Source organism: Roseomonas sp. WA12, from assembly GCF_054165765.1.
In genome coordinates this window covers 4,094,400-4,110,659 of the sequence record NZ_CM135108.1, presented here as the reverse complement: position 1 = coordinate 4,110,659, position 16,260 = coordinate 4,094,400, and the positions used below count along the sequence as shown (strand labels likewise).

16 protein-coding genes are annotated in these 16,260 nt (G+C 70.0%); 7 read left to right on the top strand and 9 right to left on the bottom strand.

Annotated elements, in window-relative coordinates; all coding sequences use genetic code 11:
- The first annotated feature begins 52 nt into the window (after nt 1-52).
- Nucleotides 53-592 (top strand): DUF3576 domain-containing protein, encoded by a 540-nt coding sequence (locus ACVBD7_RS19430; protein ID WP_458094889.1) that lies wholly within the window; start codon nt 53-55, stop codon nt 590-592.
- A gap of 45 nt (nt 593-637) precedes the next feature.
- Here the strand turns inward: ACVBD7_RS19430 and ACVBD7_RS19425 are convergent, their stop codons facing one another.
- On the bottom strand, nt 638-1,009 hold the full coding sequence (locus ACVBD7_RS19425; RefSeq protein ID WP_458094888.1) for a PRC-barrel domain-containing protein: 372 nt from the start codon (nt 1,007-1,009) through the stop codon (nt 638-640).
- 137 nt (nt 1,010-1,146) lie between these two features.
- Here ACVBD7_RS19425 and leuS point away from each other — a divergent pair, with 137 nt between their 5' ends.
- The 3 genes from leuS to holA are packed head-to-tail and all read left to right on the top strand — an operon-like array spanning nt 1,147 to nt 5,267.
- Nucleotides 1,147-3,714, top strand: a complete 2,568-nt coding sequence (gene leuS / locus ACVBD7_RS19420) for a leucine--tRNA ligase (RefSeq protein ID WP_458094887.1) — start codon at nt 1,147-1,149, stop codon at nt 3,712-3,714.
- On the top strand, nt 3,680-4,237 hold the full coding sequence (gene lptE, locus ACVBD7_RS19415) for an LPS assembly lipoprotein LptE (protein ID WP_458094886.1): 558 nt from the start codon (nt 3,680-3,682) through the stop codon (nt 4,235-4,237). The genes leuS and lptE overlap by 35 nt, the downstream gene beginning before the upstream one ends.
- 22 nt (nt 4,238-4,259) lie before the next feature.
- A complete protein-coding gene (gene holA / locus ACVBD7_RS19410; protein ID WP_458094885.1) occupies nt 4,260-5,267 on the top strand; it encodes a DNA polymerase III subunit delta in 1,008 nt (335 codons plus the stop codon).
- 254 nt (nt 5,268-5,521) lie between these two features.
- Here the strand turns inward: holA and ACVBD7_RS19405 are convergent, their stop codons facing one another.
- From ACVBD7_RS19405 to ACVBD7_RS19380, 6 genes are read right to left on the bottom strand one after another with little or no spacing between them, the layout of a single operon-like run.
- Nucleotides 5,522-6,361, bottom strand: a complete 840-nt coding sequence (locus tag ACVBD7_RS19405; protein WP_458094884.1) for a ParB/RepB/Spo0J family partition protein — start codon at nt 6,359-6,361, stop codon at nt 5,522-5,524.
- Nucleotides 6,358-7,224 carry a ParA family protein gene (locus ACVBD7_RS19400; RefSeq protein ID WP_458094883.1) on the bottom strand — a complete coding sequence of 289 codons (867 nt, stop codon included), beginning with the start codon at nt 7,222-7,224 and terminating at the stop codon, nt 6,358-6,360. Before ACVBD7_RS19400 ends, ACVBD7_RS19405 begins: the two co-directional genes overlap by 4 nt.
- Complete coding sequence (rsmG, locus tag ACVBD7_RS19395; RefSeq protein WP_458094882.1) at nt 7,211-7,816, bottom strand: 16S rRNA (guanine(527)-N(7))-methyltransferase RsmG; 606 nt, start codon at nt 7,814-7,816, stop codon at nt 7,211-7,213. Before rsmG ends, ACVBD7_RS19400 begins: the two co-directional genes overlap by 14 nt.
- Nucleotides 7,813-9,687, bottom strand: coding sequence for a tRNA uridine-5-carboxymethylaminomethyl(34) synthesis enzyme MnmG (gene mnmG / locus ACVBD7_RS19390; RefSeq protein ID WP_458094881.1), 1,875 nt, complete (start codon nt 9,685-9,687; stop codon nt 7,813-7,815). The genes rsmG and mnmG overlap by 4 nt, the downstream gene beginning before the upstream one ends.
- 31 nt (nt 9,688-9,718) lie before the next feature.
- A complete protein-coding gene (mnmE, locus tag ACVBD7_RS19385; protein ID WP_458094880.1) occupies nt 9,719-11,017 on the bottom strand; it encodes a tRNA uridine-5-carboxymethylaminomethyl(34) synthesis GTPase MnmE in 1,299 nt (432 codons plus the stop codon).
- Between the two features lie 7 nt (nt 11,018-11,024).
- Nucleotides 11,025-11,405, bottom strand: coding sequence for a (2Fe-2S) ferredoxin domain-containing protein (locus tag ACVBD7_RS19380; protein ID WP_458094879.1), 381 nt, complete (start codon nt 11,403-11,405; stop codon nt 11,025-11,027).
- A 141-nt stretch (nt 11,406-11,546) separates the two neighbouring features.
- Between ACVBD7_RS19380 and ACVBD7_RS19375 the strand changes: the two genes are divergently transcribed.
- Both ACVBD7_RS19375 and ACVBD7_RS19370 read left to right on the top strand, forming a co-directional pair.
- Nucleotides 11,547-12,098 carry a methylated-DNA--[protein]-cysteine S-methyltransferase gene (locus ACVBD7_RS19375; protein WP_458094878.1) on the top strand — a complete coding sequence of 184 codons (552 nt, stop codon included), beginning with the start codon at nt 11,547-11,549 and terminating at the stop codon, nt 12,096-12,098.
- Nucleotides 12,099-12,108: 10 nt separating this feature from the next.
- Entirely contained in the window at nt 12,109-13,083 is a 975-nt protein-coding gene (locus ACVBD7_RS19370) for a quinone oxidoreductase family protein (protein WP_458094877.1), read from the top strand.
- Between the two features lie 149 nt (nt 13,084-13,232).
- Here ACVBD7_RS19370 and ACVBD7_RS19365 read toward each other — a convergent pair whose 3' ends face one another.
- A complete protein-coding gene (locus ACVBD7_RS19365) occupies nt 13,233-13,997 on the bottom strand; it encodes a GNAT family N-acetyltransferase (protein WP_458094876.1) in 765 nt (254 codons plus the stop codon).
- Nucleotides 13,998-14,165: 168 nt separating this feature from the next.
- Here ACVBD7_RS19365 and ACVBD7_RS19360 point away from each other — a divergent pair, with 168 nt between their 5' ends.
- The gene (locus ACVBD7_RS19360; protein WP_458094875.1) at nt 14,166-14,426 is read left to right on the top strand and encodes a hypothetical protein; all 261 of its coding nucleotides are present in this window, start codon (nt 14,166-14,168) and stop codon (nt 14,424-14,426) included.
- 80 nt (nt 14,427-14,506) lie between these two features.
- Here ACVBD7_RS19360 and rho read toward each other — a convergent pair whose 3' ends face one another.
- Nucleotides 14,507-15,781: a transcription termination factor Rho gene (gene rho, locus ACVBD7_RS19355; protein WP_458094874.1), complete on the bottom strand. Its 1,275-nt coding sequence runs from the start codon at nt 15,779-15,781 to the stop codon at nt 14,507-14,509.
- Nucleotides 15,782-16,260: the final 479 nt, after the last annotated feature.

Sequence of the window (16,260 nt, the reverse complement as noted above, 5' to 3'; positions counted from 1 at the left end):
GCGCGATTTCTCCCTTGCGCAGCAACGGGCGCCGGCTTTACCTCCCGACGCCATGCGCCATCTCCGTCTCGCCATCCTCGCCCTGCCCGTTCTCGTCGCCGCCTGCGGTCAGACCCGCGAGGTGATGAACGACGAGTACAACGACGACAGCCGCCGCTCCCGCGTCGCCGGCCGGCTCTCCGGCAACCAGGACGGACTGCTGATCCTCGGCACCGACCGCAGCAGCCGCAACCGCGAGGGCGGCGCCGGGGCCCCGGGCGATGGCAGCGCGTTGGGCGTGAACGCCTATCTCTGGCGAGCCAGCCTCGACACCCTGTCCTTCATGCCGCTCGCCTCGGCCGATCCCTTCGGCGGCGTGATCATCACCGACTGGTACTCGCCGGCCGCGGCGCCGGGCGAGCGCTTCCGCGCCACCGCCTATATTCTCGGCCGCCAGCTGCGTTCGGATGGTGTGCGCGTCTCCGTCTTCCGCCAGGAGCTGCGGAACGGGATGTGGGTGGACGTGCCCGTCGCCAACTCCACCGGGACCGAACTTGAGGACAAGGTCCTTGCTCGCGCCCGTGAGCTGCGGAGCCAGTCCGCGGCCCTTTAAGGCGCAGCGTGCGACCGGGGGGCTTACTCCCCCCGGTGCAACAACTCAGTAGTTGATGGCGGGCAGCGAGCGGATCTCGCTCGAGGCCATGTTGATCGTCACGCGGCGCTCACCGGGCACGATGCGCAGGCGGTCCAGGGGTACGGAGACGCGGCGCTGCGTCAGTCCCAGCCGGTTCTCGACCTCGATGACGACCATGGTGATGCGGCCCTGCGCGGGGTCGATGATCAGGTCGTCGACCTCGCCGATCTCGACATTGTCGGTGGAGTAGACGTCGCGATCCATCAGCTGCTCCGCCCGGATATGGCCCGCGGGGATGCCCTGGGCTGCGGCGGGCGGCGTGGCCGCGGGCTGCGCGGCGGCAAGGCTCGGCAGGGCCAGGGTAGCCAGCAGGGCAGCGGTCGTCATGAAGCGCATGTCATGATCCTCTCAATCGCGGGAGCCGTAGGAACCATGAGGCCCCGCTTGGGTTGCGCGCTGCCCTAAGCCTCTTCCCACCCTGCCCGGCCCGGCATATCAGGACGGACCACCGACAAAGGCCCATATTGGCCCCGATGACCGACGGCCCGCCCGACGCCCCCGCCCGTTACGACTTCGCCGCTGCAGAGCCGCGCTGGCAGCAGGCCTGGACCGATTCCGCCTGCTTCGCCGCACCGGACGTACCGGATGGCAGCCGCCCGAAATACTACGTGCTTGAGATGTTCCCGTACCCCTCCGGCAAGATCCACATGGGGCATGTGCGGAACTACACGCTCGGGGACGTGGTGGCCCGCTACAAGCGCGCGCGCGGGATGCAGGTGATGCATCCGATGGGCTGGGACGCTTTCGGACTGCCTGCCGAGAACGCGGCCCGCGAGCGCGGCACGCATCCGGCGGCCTGGACCTACGCCAACATCGCCAACATGCGGACAGAGCTGAAGAGCATGGGGCTCTCGCTCGACTGGTCGCGCGAGTTCGCCACCTGTGACCCCGAGTATTATGGGCAGCAGCAGGCCATCTTCCTGGACTTCATGGCTGCTGGCCTGGTGGAGCGCCGCAAGTCCTGGGTGAACTGGGACCCGGTGGACGGCACCGTGCTGGCCAATGAGCAGGTGATCGACGGCAAGGGCTGGCGCTCCGGTGCCCCGGTGGAGAAGCGCGAGCTCTCCCAGTGGTTCCTGGCCATCACGAAATACGCGCCCGACCTGCTGGGCGCGCTCGACACGCTGGACCGCTGGCCCGAGCGGGTCAGGACCATGCAGGCCAACTGGATCGGCCGCAGCGAAGGCGCCCGCGTGCGCTTCCCGCTCGCCGAGCCGGTTGAGGGCACCAGCGAGGTGGAGGTCTTCACCACTCGCCCCGACACGCTCTACGGCATGTCGTTCTTGGCGGTCGCTGCCGAGCATCCGCTCGCCGCCGCAGCCGGCGCGCGCGACCCCGCGGCTGCTGCCTTCATCGCCGAGTGTCGCAGCCAGGGCACCAGCGAGGCCGCCATCGAGCAGGCGGAGAAGAAGGGGTACGACACGGGCTATCGCGTCGCGCATCCCTTCATTCCGGGTGCGACCTTCCCGGTCTGGATCGCGAATTTCGTACTGATGGAGTACGGCACGGGCGCGCTGTTCGGCTGCCCCGCGCATGACCAGCGCGACCTCGACCTCGCGCGGAAGTACGACCTGCCCGTGCCGCCCGTGGTGCTGCCCCCGGGCGAGGATCCCGCGACCTTCAACGTCGGCAAGACCGCCTGGACGGGCGACGGCACGCTGTTCCACTCCGAGTTCCTCGACGGGCTGGGCAGCGAGGCGGGCAAGCGCGCCGCCATCGACGCGTTGGAGGCCAAGGGGCTGGGCCAGGGCGTGGTGAACTGGCGCCTGCGCGACTGGGGAGTTTCCCGCCAGCGCTACTGGGGCTGCCCCATCCCGGTCATCCATTGCGACGATTGCGGCATCGTGCCCGTGCCGAAGGACCAGCTTCCCGTGCGCCTGCCGGAGGATGTGGACTTCTCCCGCCCCGGCAACCCGCTGGATCATCATCCCAGCTGGAAGCACGTCGCCTGTCCGTCCTGCAGAAAGGCGGGGCGGCGCGAGACCGACACCTTCGACACCTTCGTCGACAGCTCCTGGTACTTCGCGCGCTTCACGGCGCCACATGCCGCGACGCCGCTGGTGGCCCAGGCCGCAAATGGCTGGCTGCCGGTGGATCAGTATATCGGCGGGATCGAGCACGCGATCCTGCACCTGCTCTACTCCCGCTTCTTCACGCGGGCGCTGGCCGGCATGGGCCAGCTGGACACGCCCGAGCCCTTCGCCGGGCTGTTCACCCAGGGCATGGTCCAGCACGCCTCCTACAAGGCCCCTGACGGCCGCTGGCTGGCCCCGGACGAGGTGGAGGCCACCCCCGATGGTAGCGCCATCGAGAAGGCTACGGGCGTCGCCCTGACGGTCTCGCGCAACGACAAGATGTCGAAGTCCAAGCGCAACACGATCGACCCGGGCGCCATCATCTCCCGCTACGGCGCCGATACGGCGCGCTGGTTCATCCTGGCCGACAATCCGCCCGAGCGGGACATGGAGTGGAGCGAGGCCGGCGTTTCCGGCGCGCATCGCTTCGTACAGCGCGTGTGGCGGCTGGCCGCTACGCTCGAGGCCCGTAGCGGCGATGGCGAGGCGCGGCCCCTGCTGCAGGCCACCCACCGCACCATCGCTGCAGTGACGGCGGCGCTGGAAGGGTTCGCCTTTAACGTCGCAGTCGCACGGCTGCATGAATTCGCAAACGCCATCGAATCCTCCCCTGCCCCGCTCGAGACCCGGCGCGAGGCCGTGGCAGTCTTCGCCCGGCTGGTCGCGCCGATGATGCCGCATCTGGCCGAGGAGCTCTGGTCCATCCTCAGCCCCGGCCAGGGTGGGCTGGTGGCGCAGATGCTCTGGCCGGAGGCCGACCCGGCCTTGCTGGTTGCGGACACGATGACCATCGCCGTGCAGGTTCTCGGCAAGCTGCGCGCCACGCTGACCGTGCCGGTGGGCATGGCGGAGGCGGAGCTGCTGGCCATGGCCGAATCGGAGGAGAACGTGCAGCGTGCCATCGGCGGCAAGCCCATCCGGAAACGCATCCATGTCCCAGGCCGCATCGTCAACTTCGTCGTCTGAGGGGCGCCCGACGCGGCGGCTCCTGCTCGCCGGGTTGGCCGCCTCCCTCGGGGGTTGCGGCTTTCGCCCGCTTAACGGTCCGCCGGCGGCTGGCGAGGCCGATATCGCCCCGCAGCTCGCGGCCGTTCGGCTCGGGCGCAGCTTCGGCCGCAGCGGGCAGCTTCTGCACCAGGCGCTCGACCGGCGGCTGGCCGCGCGCGACCGCAGCGGCCCGCCGGCGCGCTACGAGCTCGTCGTTTCCCCGTCCCCGGCCTATGAGATCCAGGGTTACCGGCGCGACGGCTCACCCTCGCGCTTCCGTATGGTGCTGACCGCGCCCTGGACGCTGCAGACCCTTTCCGTGCCGCCCCGGCCGGTAGCCAACGGGGTGGTGCGCGCGATCGACTCCTACAACTTCATCGACAACGAGTTCTTCGCCTCCCTCGTCAGCAGCGAGGCCGCGGAGCGGCGGCTGGTCGAGCAGGTCGCGGAGGAGGTGGTGCTCCGCCTCGCCATGGCCTTCCGCGACAACCCGGCGGCCTGACGCCCACCGACCGGCCTGCCACATGAAGCTGGATGCGCGCCGCCTTCCCGCCTTTCTGAAGGACCCGGGCGCGGCCCGCGCCGCGCTGCTGTTCGGCGAGGATGCCGGCCTCGCCCGCGAGCGCGCGGACGCCCTGCAGGACGCCGTTGCGCCCGGCAACGACCCCTTCCGCGTGGCCGAGCTGCCCCGTGACGTTGCCGCCCGTCCTGGCGCCCTGTCCGGCGAGGCTGCGGCCCTCTCGCTGATCGGTGGCCGCCGGGTCATCCGTATCCGCGACGCCACCGATGCCCTCGCGCCCGCGCTACGCGACGTGCTGGACGCACCGGGTGATACGCTGATCGTCGTGGAGGCCGGGGAGCTCCCTGCCCGCTCCAAGCTGCGCCAGTTGGCCGAGGCCCATGCGCGCGCGGCGGCCATCGCCTGCTACCGCGAGCGTGGCGCCGAGTTGTCCTCCACCATCGCCGCAGTGCTGAAGGACAACGGCGTCACCGCCGAGCCTGCCGCCCTGGCCTGGCTGGCCGGCCGCCTGGGCGACGACCGGCAAACGCTGCGGCGGGAGCTGGAAAAGCTTGCCCTCTATGCCGGCCCGGGCGGGCGTCTGGCCGAGGAGGATGTGCTGGCCTGCATCGGCGATGGATCGGCGCTGGAGCTGGACGAGGCGCTGGTGGCGGCCACGGCGGGGGATGTGGCAGGGGCGGACCGGGCGCTGGAATCCGCGATGTCGGAGGGCGCCAACCCCGTTCAGGTGATCCGCTCCCTGCTACGGCATGTGCAGCGGCTGCACCTTGCCTCGGTGGCCGGCATGCAGGCTCTGCAACCGCCGGTGTTCTTCCGCAGCCGTCCAGGCTTCGAGAAGGCCTTGCGGATCTGGCGGGCAGAGGCGCTGGAGACGGTGCTGGCCGGGCTGTTGGAGACGGAACGGCAGAGCAAGTCGGGTGGGACCGGGCGGCCGATGCCGGATGCAGCGCTGGCGCGGGTGGCCCTGCTGACGCTGGCGCGACAATCGGCGATCCTGGCGCGGCGGGGGTAGTGCGGGCGGCCCGGGGAAGCGCTGCCTCTTCCTCATCGCTGGAGAGCTATCAGGCTTCCTGGACTCCACGTCGGGTTTTCGAAAGCCCAGTGATCAAGGGCAGCGCCGCAGGTTAGAGCTTCCGACCACGGAAGCCGCCTGTTAGTGGGCCAAGGTCGTGAAATTCGGGGGTAGCACACCCAAACAGATGGTGGGGTCCGGGGAACTTCAGGTTCCTCGATGGAGGGTCCGGGAGGTAGCGCCTCCCGGGACCACTATCCCTGTAGCAGCCGCACAACCCCGTCGAGCTGGTCCAGGTCCCGGTAAGCGATGGTCACCTTCCCCGCTTTCCCACGATGCTCGATCGAGATGCGCAGCCCAAGCCGCTCGGACAGCTCGCGTTCCAGCGCCCGCGTCTCGGCATCCTGGGCCTGACGGGCGGCGCGGGGGCGATCCGCAGCGGCGGCGAGCGCTTCCGTCTGGCGCACGTTCAGGCCGCGGGTAACGACCAGTTCGGCGAGACGAACCGGGTCGGGCGAGGTCAGCAGAGCGCGGGCATGGCCGGCGGTGAGGCTGCCACGGCCGAGCATTTGGCGCACGCCGGGCGGCAGGCCGAGCAGGCGCATGGTGTTGGCGACATGGCTGCGGCTCTTGCCCACGGCGTTGCCTAGCGCCTCGGGCTTGAGGCCAAACTCGTCCGTCAGGCGGCGGTAGCCCTCGGCCTCCTCCAGCGCGTTCAGGTCCTCGCGCTGCAGGTTCTCGACGAGACCGGCGGCCATGGCGGCGCGGTCGTCGAGGTCCCGTACGACGACGGGCACCTCGTGGAGCCGAGCGGCCTGGGAGGCGCGCCAGCGGCGCTCTCCGCCGATGATCTGGTAGGCACCGCGGGCACCCGGTTTGGGGCGCACCAGGATGGGCTGCAGCACACCGTGCTCGCGGATGGAGGCTGTGAGCTCGGCCAGTGCCTCCTCATCCATCGGGCCGCGGGGCTGAAAAGGGCCGGGCTCCAGCGCCTCGACGGGCAGGGTCTGGGGGGTGGCCGCCATGGCGGTGCCCTGATCGTCGCCGAGTAGGGCGGAGAGGCCCATGCCAAGGCGGTTGGGCTTGCGGCTCATGCGGCACCTGCCTTGGTGCCCGGCTTGGCAGCGCTGGCCTTCGCGGCCTTGGCCCGCGCGCGGTCCCGCTTCAGCAGCTCCGCCGCGAGCTGGATATAGGCTTGCGCGCCGGAGGAGCGGACATCGTAGAGCAGCACAGGGAGGCCGTGGGACGGCGCCTCGGAGACGCGGATGTTGCGGGGGATCACGGTGTCGTACACCCGGTCCTTGAAGAAGCTCCGCACGTCGCGCGCGACCAGTTCGGAGAGGTTGTTGCGACGATCGAACATGGTCAGCACGATTCCGTCCAGCGCCAGTTCGGGGTTGAGGCGCTTCACCCGGTCCACCGTGCGCGTCATCTGGGAGATGCCTTCCAGCGCGAAGAACTCGGTCTGCAGGGGCACCAGCACGGATTGCGCGGCCACCAGCACGTTAAGTGTGAGCAGGCCGAGCGAGGGCGGGCAATCCATTAGCAGGTAGTCGTAACGGGCCAGGACATCGGCGCCCTTGGCAAGGGCATTGGCCAGGCGACGCTCGCGGTCCTCCATGCCGACCATCTCGATCTCGGCGCCGGCGAGGTCGTTATCCGCGGGCAGCAGGTCGAGGCCGGGGATCTTGCTCGGGCGGATTAGATCCTGGATCGGCTTGTCCCCGACGAGCAAGGCGTAGGTGCCAGCGCCGCGCTCGTTGCGCGGTACGCCGAGGCCGGTCGAAGCGTTGCCCTGTGGGTCCATGTCCAGCAGCAGCACGCGCCGCGTGGTGGCGAGCGCGGTGGCCAGGTTGATGGCCGTCGTGGTCTTGCCCACGCCGCCCTTCTGGTTGGCGAGCGCGATCCGCCGCGGCCCGGCGGAGCGCGCGGGGGGTGAGGTATCAGGTGCCGGCACGTTGGATTCCGGAGATCTTAAGGATGGTGGCGCCCGGCTCGGTCCGGCTCTCGTAGCGCGTGATGTTCATTGTCCAGTCCGCCGCTGCAGCGGTCAATTCGGCCTCGGCGGTTCGGCCCTTGGGGAAGATCGCCGTGCCACCGGGGCCGAGCAGGCGGGCGGCGTGGCCCAGCAGCACGGTCAGGGGCGCCAGCGCGCGGGCCGTGACGAGGGCGAGCGGAGGCAGTGCCACGGCTTCGATCCGTTCGGCATGGACGCGCACATGGGCGAGGCCCAGCTCGGCCGAGGCGGCGAGCAGGAAGGCGGCCTTGCGCCGATCGGATTCGACGAGGTGCCAGGGGCGTCCGGGATCCGCGATGGCGAGCACCAGCCCCGGGAAGCCGCCGCCAGTGCCGAGATCGGCCGCCTCCCCCTCTCCCGCTGACAGCAGTGGAAGGAGCTGAAGCGAGTCGGCGATGTGGCGTGTGCGCAGCGCCTCTGAGTCCTGGCCGGCAACAAGGTTAATGCGGGCGTTCCAGCGCAGCAGCAGCGCCAGAAAGCCTTCAAGCTGTGCCTCGGTTTCACGTGAAACGACGGGGACCGGGACCTTCACGCCACCCCCGCACGGGCCTGGGACCGCCTGATATGTCCGGCCAGGGCGACCAGCGCGGCGGGCGTGATACCCGGCACGCGCCCGGCCATGCCAAGCGTGGAGGGGCGTGCCGCCGAGAGCCGCTGGCGCATCTCGGTGGAGAGGCCAGCAATGGCGGCGAAGTCCACCTCCTCCGGGATAGGGAGCCTCTCCTCTCGCTCCAGCGCCGTGAACTCGGCTTGGTGGCGCGCGAGATAGGGAGCGTAGAGCGCCTCGGTTTCCAGCTGCTCCCGCACGCCACGTGGCAGGTCTCGCAGCCAGGGGAACGCAGCCTCCAGGGCGGGGCCGGCGGCTGCGGGCAGGGCCATGACCTCGAGAAGCGAGCGGGGCACGCCATCCTGGTTCACGGCGATCCCAGCAAGGGCCAGGGCGGCGGGAGTGGCAATCTCGGCGCGGGCGCGGGCCAGGGCGTCAGTCACCGATGCGGCGAAGGCCCGGTGCCGCCCGGCGCGCTCGGGGCCGACGCAGCCCCAGCCGATGCCACGCTCGGTCAGCCGCAGACCGGCATTGTCGGCGCGCAGCCGCAGCCGGTGCTCGGCGCGGGCAGTCAGCATGCGGTAGGGCTCGGTAATTCCTTGGGTGACAAGGTCATCCACAAGCACGCCCATATAGGCTTCGGTGCGTAGCAGGACACGCGGCTCCTGCCCGCCCGCAGCGCGGTGGGCGGCGTTCAGCCCAGCCAGCAGGCCCTGGGCCGCAGCTTCCTCGTAGCCCGTGGTGCCGTTCACCTGGCCGGCCAGAAACAGCCGGGGCACCCCGCGCACCTCCAGCCCCGATCGCAAGGCACGAGGGTCCAGGTGGTCGTACTCGATGGCGTAGCCGTGGCGGAGGATGCGGGCGCGGGAAAGGCCGGGGATGCTGGCGATCACCGCTTCCTGCACGTCGCGCGGGAGACTGGTGGAGATGCCGTTGGGATAGACGGTCGGGTCGTCGAGCCCCTCGGGCTCGAGAAAGATCTGGTGCCGCTCGCGCTCGGCAAAGCGCACCACCTTGTCCTCGATGGAGGGGCAGTAGCGCGGGCCCGCCCCCTGGATCTGGCCGGTGTAGATCGGGGCGCGGTCCAGCGAGGCGCGGATGAGGGCGTGGGTCGCGGGGGTGGTGGCGGTGATGCCGCAAAGCACCTGGCGACCGGTGATGCGATCGGTCATCCAGGAGAGCGGCTCGGCCGGCTCGTCGCCGGGCTGCGGCTCAACCGCGCCCCAGTCGATCGTGCGTCCGTCCAGCCGGGGCGGTGTGCCGGTCTTCAACCGGCGCACGGGCAGGCCGAGCGCGGCGAGGGACAGGGCCAGCCCGACCGAGGCTGGGTCGCCATGCCGGCCTGCCGGGTGACGCTCCGCGCCCAGATGGATCTCACCGCGCAGGAAGGTGCCGGCGGTGATCACCACCGCGCCGCAGCCGATCCGCGCGCCGTCAGCGGTCAGCACGGCGTCGATCCCGCCGTCAGGCCCGCGTTCCAGCCCCTCCACCACACCTTCGCGCAGGGTGAGGTTCGGCGTCGTCTCCAGCAGCCCACGGATGGCAACACGGTACAGCCCGCGGTCGGCCTGGGCACGGGGACCACGGACGGCCGGCCCCTTGCTCCGGTTCAGCAGCTTGAAGTGGATGCCGGCGGCATCGGCGGCACGGCCCATCAGCCCGTCCAACGCATCCACCTCGCGCACCAGATGCCCCTTCCCCACGCCACCAATGGCAGGGTTGCAGGACATCTCGCCGAGCGCGTCGAGCCGGTGCGTCAGCAGCAGCGTGCGCGCACCACAACGGGCAGCCGCTGCGGCCGCCTCGGACCCGGCATGCCCGCCGCCCACCACCACCACATCGAAGAGGGAAGCCATGGCGCGCCTATACCGCCGCCGCTGCGCCGGGTCACTTCCCGATGCAGAACTCGGCGAAGACGCGGTCCAGAATTTCCTCTGCGCCCACGCGCCCAGTGAGGCGGCCGAGGGCACGGCGGGCCTCGCGCAGCGAATCCGCCCGCAGTTCCGGAAGCGTCGCCTCCCCGGCTTCCTGCAACCAGCGAAGCGCGTCGGCGATCGCGGCCCGGTGCCGCGGGCGAGTGAGAAGGGCCGCGCCCGATTCGGGCGCCAGCCGCACGGCCTCCGCCTCTAACCGCAAGCGCAACAAATCCAGCCCTGCCCCGGTCCGGGCGGAGACGGCGACCGCATCTGGGGGGGCTGTACCGCCCGTGTCGCATTTTGAAGCCACGACCAGGCATGGATGCCGGGCGATCAGCGCAAGGGTTTCCGCATCGGGTGGGGCGTCGCAGGCCAGGACAGCGAGGACAATGTCCGCCTCCTCGCCACGGTGTAGGGCCCGTCGCACGCCTTCGGCCTCGATCTCGTCTCCGGCCTCCCGCAACCCGGCTGTGTCGGCCAGCACCGCGGGAAGGCCGGCCAGGACGATCCGCGCCTCCACAACGTCTCGCGTCGTTCCTGGGCGTGCCGAGACGATGGCGGCCTCTCGCCCGGCCAGCGCATTCAGCAGGGACGACTTACCGGCGTTTGGGGCGCCGAGGATGGCTACCTGCAGCCCGGTGCGAATCCGCTCCCCTCCCCGGTCGGCCGCCAAGCGCACGGTGATCCTCTCGGCCAGTGCCGCGATCCCATCGGCCACCTGCCGATCCAGCGCACCGGGAAGATCCTCGTCCTCGAACTCGATCAGGGCCTCCTGCCTGGCCAAGAGGGAAGCCAGCTGGTCGGCCCAGCCCTCGGCGAGAGCTGCCAGCCCGCCGCCCGCCAAGCGCAGTGCCTGACGGACCTGGGCGGCGGTCTCGGCCTCAATCAGGTCAATCACGCCTTCGGCGGCGGTCAGGTCCATCCGGCCAGCCAGCACTGCGCGGCGCGTGAACTCACCGGGTTCAGCCGGGCGGGCACCCAGGGCAACGAGTGCGATGCCGACTCCCTCTACCACCGCCGGGCCACCATGCAGGTGGAGCTCCGCCGAATCCTCGCCGGTGTAGGAGCCGGGACCGGGAAGCCAGAGCACCACGGCCTCGTCCAGCACCGCGCCGCCAGTATCCTGCAAGCGCCGGACCGAGGCGCGGCGGGGCATGGGCACGGTGTCGCAAAGAGCGGTCAGTACCGCCCGGCTGCCGGGGCCGGAGACCCGGATCACGGCAATGGCCGCCCTTCCCGGCGCGGTCGCCAGCGCAAAGATGGTGTCCATGGCCGGATCAGCCCTTCGGCGGCACGTCCTGCTCGGTCAGCATCAGGCGGCCCACACGGCCGCCTTCCTGGACATGCACCGCCAGGATCTCGTCCACATCCTCGCGCGTCTCCGCGCGGTACCAGACACCCTCCGGGTAAATCACCAGGACGGGCCCGAACTCGCAGCGATCCAAGCAGCCGGCGCTGTTCACGCGGATGCCCGGAATGCCCAGTTCCTTCGCACGCGCCTTCATGTAGTCCCGCAGCGCTTCGCCCCCGCGCGCGGCGCAGGAACCACGGCGGTGCCCATCTGGCCGACGATTGGTACAGGCGAACAGATGCACCCTGAACCAGGGCGGCGGGTCGGCCGGCGTTTCACGTGAAACAGCAGGGTCGGCGTCGGGCAAGGCGGGCGTCCTCGGCGGAGCTGGGATCGGGCTGCATGTAGAGCCCGGGCTGCCACGAAGCGAGGGGCTGCGGACCGCCCCCACGCAAACCGCGCTTGACGGCAGCCCCGGCTCGCCCGACGAATGCCCCCAGGCCAGCCCATGCCCCAGACCTTCCTCCATACCCCCCTCGGAACCGTCACCCTGTCGGAGGAGGACGGCACCATCGTCGCCCTGGATTGGGGGCAGGGGCGCGACCGCGATGAGACGCCGCTGCTTCGCCGCGCAGCCGATCAGCTGCAGGACTACATGGACGGGCTGCGGACGGGCTTCGACCTTCCGCTGAACCCGATGGGCAGCCCCTTCCGCCAGCGTGTCTGGGCGGCGCTGCGGGAGATCCCGCATGGCGAGACCCTGTCCTATGCTGATCTGGCCCGGCGAATCGGCACCGCCTCCAGAGCCATTGGCGGGGCGAATGGCGCCAACCCGATCCCGATCATCATCCCCTGCCACCGCGTGATCGCCGCCGCTGGTGGCATCGGCGGCTATTCGGGGGAGGGTGGGGTCGCCACCAAGCGCTGGCTGCTCGCCCTTGAGCGCCGGACCCGTGCCTCCCATTCCCCTGGCCGTATCCCAGGCCAGGCCGACCTGCTGGACCAGGCGCAGACTCAATCCCAGAAGGGGTATGCCGTGCGCAGCCCCGATGAGACCTAGGAACCTCTCCATGAACCACGCTATTCGCCTGCACGAGCCGGGCGGCCCGGAGAAGCTGGTTTGGGAGGAGGTGCCGCTTCCCAGCCCGAAGCCCGGCGAAGCCCTGGTCCGCCACGCGGCCGTCGGCCTCAACTTCATCGACATCTACTTCCGCACCGGCCTGTACAAGGCGCCCTCCCTCCCCGCAGTGATCGGCATGGAGGCGGCCGGCACCGTCGAAGCCGTGGGCGAAGGGGTTGAGGACCTGAAGCCAGGCGATCGTGTCGCCTATGCCATGGGCCCGATCGGCGCCTATGCCGAGGCTCGCACCATCCGCGCGGACGTGCTGGTGAAGCTGCCGGACGACATCTCCTCCGAGACCGCGGCGGCGATGATGCTGCAGGGTCTCACCGCCCAGTACCTGCTGCACCGGACCTACAAGGTGAAGGCTGGGGAGACGATCCTGGTGCATGCCGCGGCCGGCGGCGTCGGCCTCATCCTCACCCAGTGGGCGAAGGCGCTGGGCGCCCAGGTCATCGCCACCGTAGGCACCGAGGCTAAGGCCGAGATCGCCCGCGCCCATGGTGCCGACCACGTCATCCTGCAGGGCGAAGACCTCGCGGCCCGGGTGAGCCAGATCACCCGCGGCGCCCGTCTTCCCGTGGTCTATGACAGTGTCGGCCGCGACACCTTCTCCGCCTCGCTCGACTGCCTGGCGCCCTTCGGCCTGCTCGTTTCCTACGGCAACGCCTCGGGTCCCGTCACGGGCGTGGATCTCGGCGTGCTCGCGGCCAAGGGCAGCCTCTATGTGACCCGCCCGACGCTGGCGACCTACACCGCCAAGCGCGGCGACCTGCTCGCCATGGCGGAGGACCTTTTTGCTGTCGTGCGTAGCGGCAAGGTGAAGATCGAGGTCAATCAGACCTATGCGCTGAAAGACGCCGCGCAAGCGCATATCGACCTCGAGACGCGCAAGACGACTGGCAGCAGCATCCTCGTCCCGTAGTTTTTCCTGAATTCCCGCTCCTTTTCAGAGGCAGGAAATTTTACGGTTCGTGCCGATTTGGCCGCCGGCCCGTGTAGTGGCAGTGGCCGCGCGATATCATGCGGCAGAGTGGCGCATGGGGCGGGCTGTGACGCGGCCCGTGTCTTGCCCTACCCCTTAATAAGGTAGCGGTAGCGATACACCTCGGCGAAGCCGGCAGCCTCGTACACACGCCGGGCAGCCGTGTTGTCCGGCGATACCTGCAGCCAGAGGCGTGGCGCGCCCTGCCCCGGCACCTGCGCCGCACCCCAGCCCGCCAGTGCCCCCACGAGCCGTCGCCCCAGTCCGCGGCGGCGGAACTCCGGGCGCACAGCCACGTCGAAGATCCCGCACAGCCCGCCATCCAGCACCGCATGGCCGCAGGCCGCGTCCACCCCGTCCTCCTGCAGCACGAGCCAGGTTGCCGGCCGCGCCAGCAGCGCCACTGCCTCCACCTTCTCCGCCCGACGCGCTGGCCCCTGGTACTCCGCGGTGCCCAGCACCGAGAGCCATCCCTCATCCGGGTCCGCGCACCACCGCGTCGCCGCCTCTGTGACAGGTGGCACCGTCCCCACCATCACCAGCGCCCCATCGGTCTCGCGATACCCGCGCGCCAGCAGCAGCGGCAGCAACCCGGGCGGATCAAGCGGGCCGGAGCGGAACCGGCAGGGCAGTCCGAGTCTGGCGTAATGCGCCTCGATCCGGCCCACCCGCGCCTCAAGCCCCGGATCGGCGGCTGAGTCGAGCGAGCAGGCGGCATTTGCCCGGCCCGTGCCGCCGAGAAACCCGCGGATCACGAAAGGCCCGTCCCAGGCCACACGCGGCGCAGGCACCGCGTTCAGCGCCGCCCGCTCCAGCAGGGCAACCTCGGGGGCATCGCTCAGGGCAGGAACCACGCTCGCATCCTTCTCGCGCCCGCATGTCCAGGCACACCGGCAGCATGCCATGGCAGGACTCCGCCCGCACGTCGTCAGCAGGCGGAACGGGCTGCACGAAGGCGTCACGCAACCGGTGCCGAAAGGACGCGTTGCTCCCCCGCTGACACTTCCGATCAGGAGAAGACAATGACCAAGACCAGCCTCGCCCTGGCGCTCGCCGCCGGCCTCATCGCCGCCCCCGCTTTCGCCCAGGTTTCCACGGCCCCGACGCCGAACGCGCCGTCCGGCGTGACGCGCGACCAGGGCGCCGGCGTCCCCGGCATGTCCGCTTCGCCTGCCGCTCCGCTCGGCACCGCCGGCGGCCCGCCTAACCCCTCTGCCGGCGAGCCCGGCACGCAGCCCCCGTCCCAGCAGGGCGGCGGCAGCGGCGGCGGCGCCGGCGGCTGATCAGCCCCGAGTTGCGAGCGTAAAAAAAAGGCCTGTCCCGAAAGGGACAGGCCTTTTCCTTGTCCGGAAGCCGGCTGGCCTCAGGTGTTCATCGCGTCGAAGAAGTCCTGGTTCGTCTTGCTGTACTTCAGCTTGTCCAGCAGGAACTCCATCGAATCCTGCGTGCCCATCGGGGCAAGGATGCGGCGCAGCACCCACATCTTCGACAGTTCCGCGCGGTCCACCAGGACCTCCTCCTTGCGGGTGCCGGACTTGGTAATGTCGATCGCCGGGAAGACGCGCTTGTCCGAGAGCTTGCGGTCCAGGATGATCTCGGAGTTACCCGTGCCCTTGAACTCCTCGAAGATCACCTCGTCCATGCGCGAGCCCGTGTCGATCAGCGCGGTCGCGATGATGGTGAGCGACCCGCCCTCCTCGATGTTGCGCGCGGCGCCGAAGAAGCGCTTCGGCCGCTGCAGCGCGTTCGCGTCCACGCCGCCCGTCAGCACCTTGCCCGAGGAGGGCACGACGGAGTTGTAGGCGCGGCCCAGGCGCGTGATGGAGTCCAGCAGCACCACCACGTCCCGCTTGTGCTCGACCAGGCGCTTGGCCTTCTCCAGCACCATCTCCGTCACCTGCACGTGGCGCGTCGCCGGCTCGTCGAAGGTGGAGGCCACCACCTCGCCGCGCACGGTGCGCGCCATGTCCGTCACCTCCTCGGGCCGCTCGTCGATGAGCAGCACCATGAGGAAGACCTCGGGGTGGTTGGCGGAGATAGACTTAGCGATGTTCTGCAGCATCACCGTCTTGCCGGTGCGCGGCGGCGCCACGATCAGGGCGCGCTGGCCCATGCCGATCGGCGCGATGAGGTCGATCACCCGGTGGGTGTTGTCCTTGGTCGGCCCCTTGCCGACGCTCTCGACCTCGGCATTCTCCATCTTCAACCGGCGCGTCGGGTAGAGCGGCGTCAGGTTGTCGAAGTTCACGCGGTGCCGCACGGCCTCGGGCGGCTCGAAGTTAACGGTGTTGACCTTCAGCAGAGCGAAGTAGCGCTCGCCATCCTTCGGCGCGCGGATCTGCCCCTCCACCGTGTCGCCGGTGCGCAGCGCGAAGCGCCGGACCTGGGCGGGGGAGACGTAGATGTCATCGGGGCCCGGCAGGAAGTTCGACTGCGGGTTCCGGAGGTAGCCAAAGCCGTCCGAGAGAATCTCCAGCGTGCCATCCCCGAAGATCGCCTGGTCGTTCTCGGCGAGCTGCTTGAGGATGGCGAAGAGCATGTCCTGCTTGCGGAGCGAGGAGGCGTTCTCGACCCCCGTCTCCTCCGCGAAGGCGAGCAGGTCGCCCGGTGTTTTGGCCTTGAGTTCGGATAGGTGCATTCAGCTGGTCTCGATCGCCAGGGCACAGACCACTGGCCGAAGGGGAAGGGGTGCGCGGAACCTGGATGGGAGCTGAAGCGGGTCAGTTCCTCCGCCGGGCGGCGGGATTCCGATGGCGATGCACGGGGCGGTGGCGGCCAGGGGCACCCTTGAGAGGAACCGCGGCCCAGCACCAGCAGGAACCCTAGAAGGGGGTCGCGCCATGCGTCAACCCGGAATATGCGTGAAAATGGCTGGGAATCAAGGACTCCCGCTCCCTGGTACGGCGCGGGCAGCCCTCGGGGAGAGGAAGAAGGAATTCTTCCTCTCCCCGAACCCCTCTCCATCATCTTCTTCTATCAATCGGGGATTACTCGGCTGACGGTGCGCCTCGGGTCGATGACCCGAGGCGACTGCAAAGGCAGGACAGGCCGCGGCAGCCGAATGGGGGTCCAGGGGCCTCAGGCCCTTGGCGGGTGAGGTCTGGAGAGGGCAGCGCC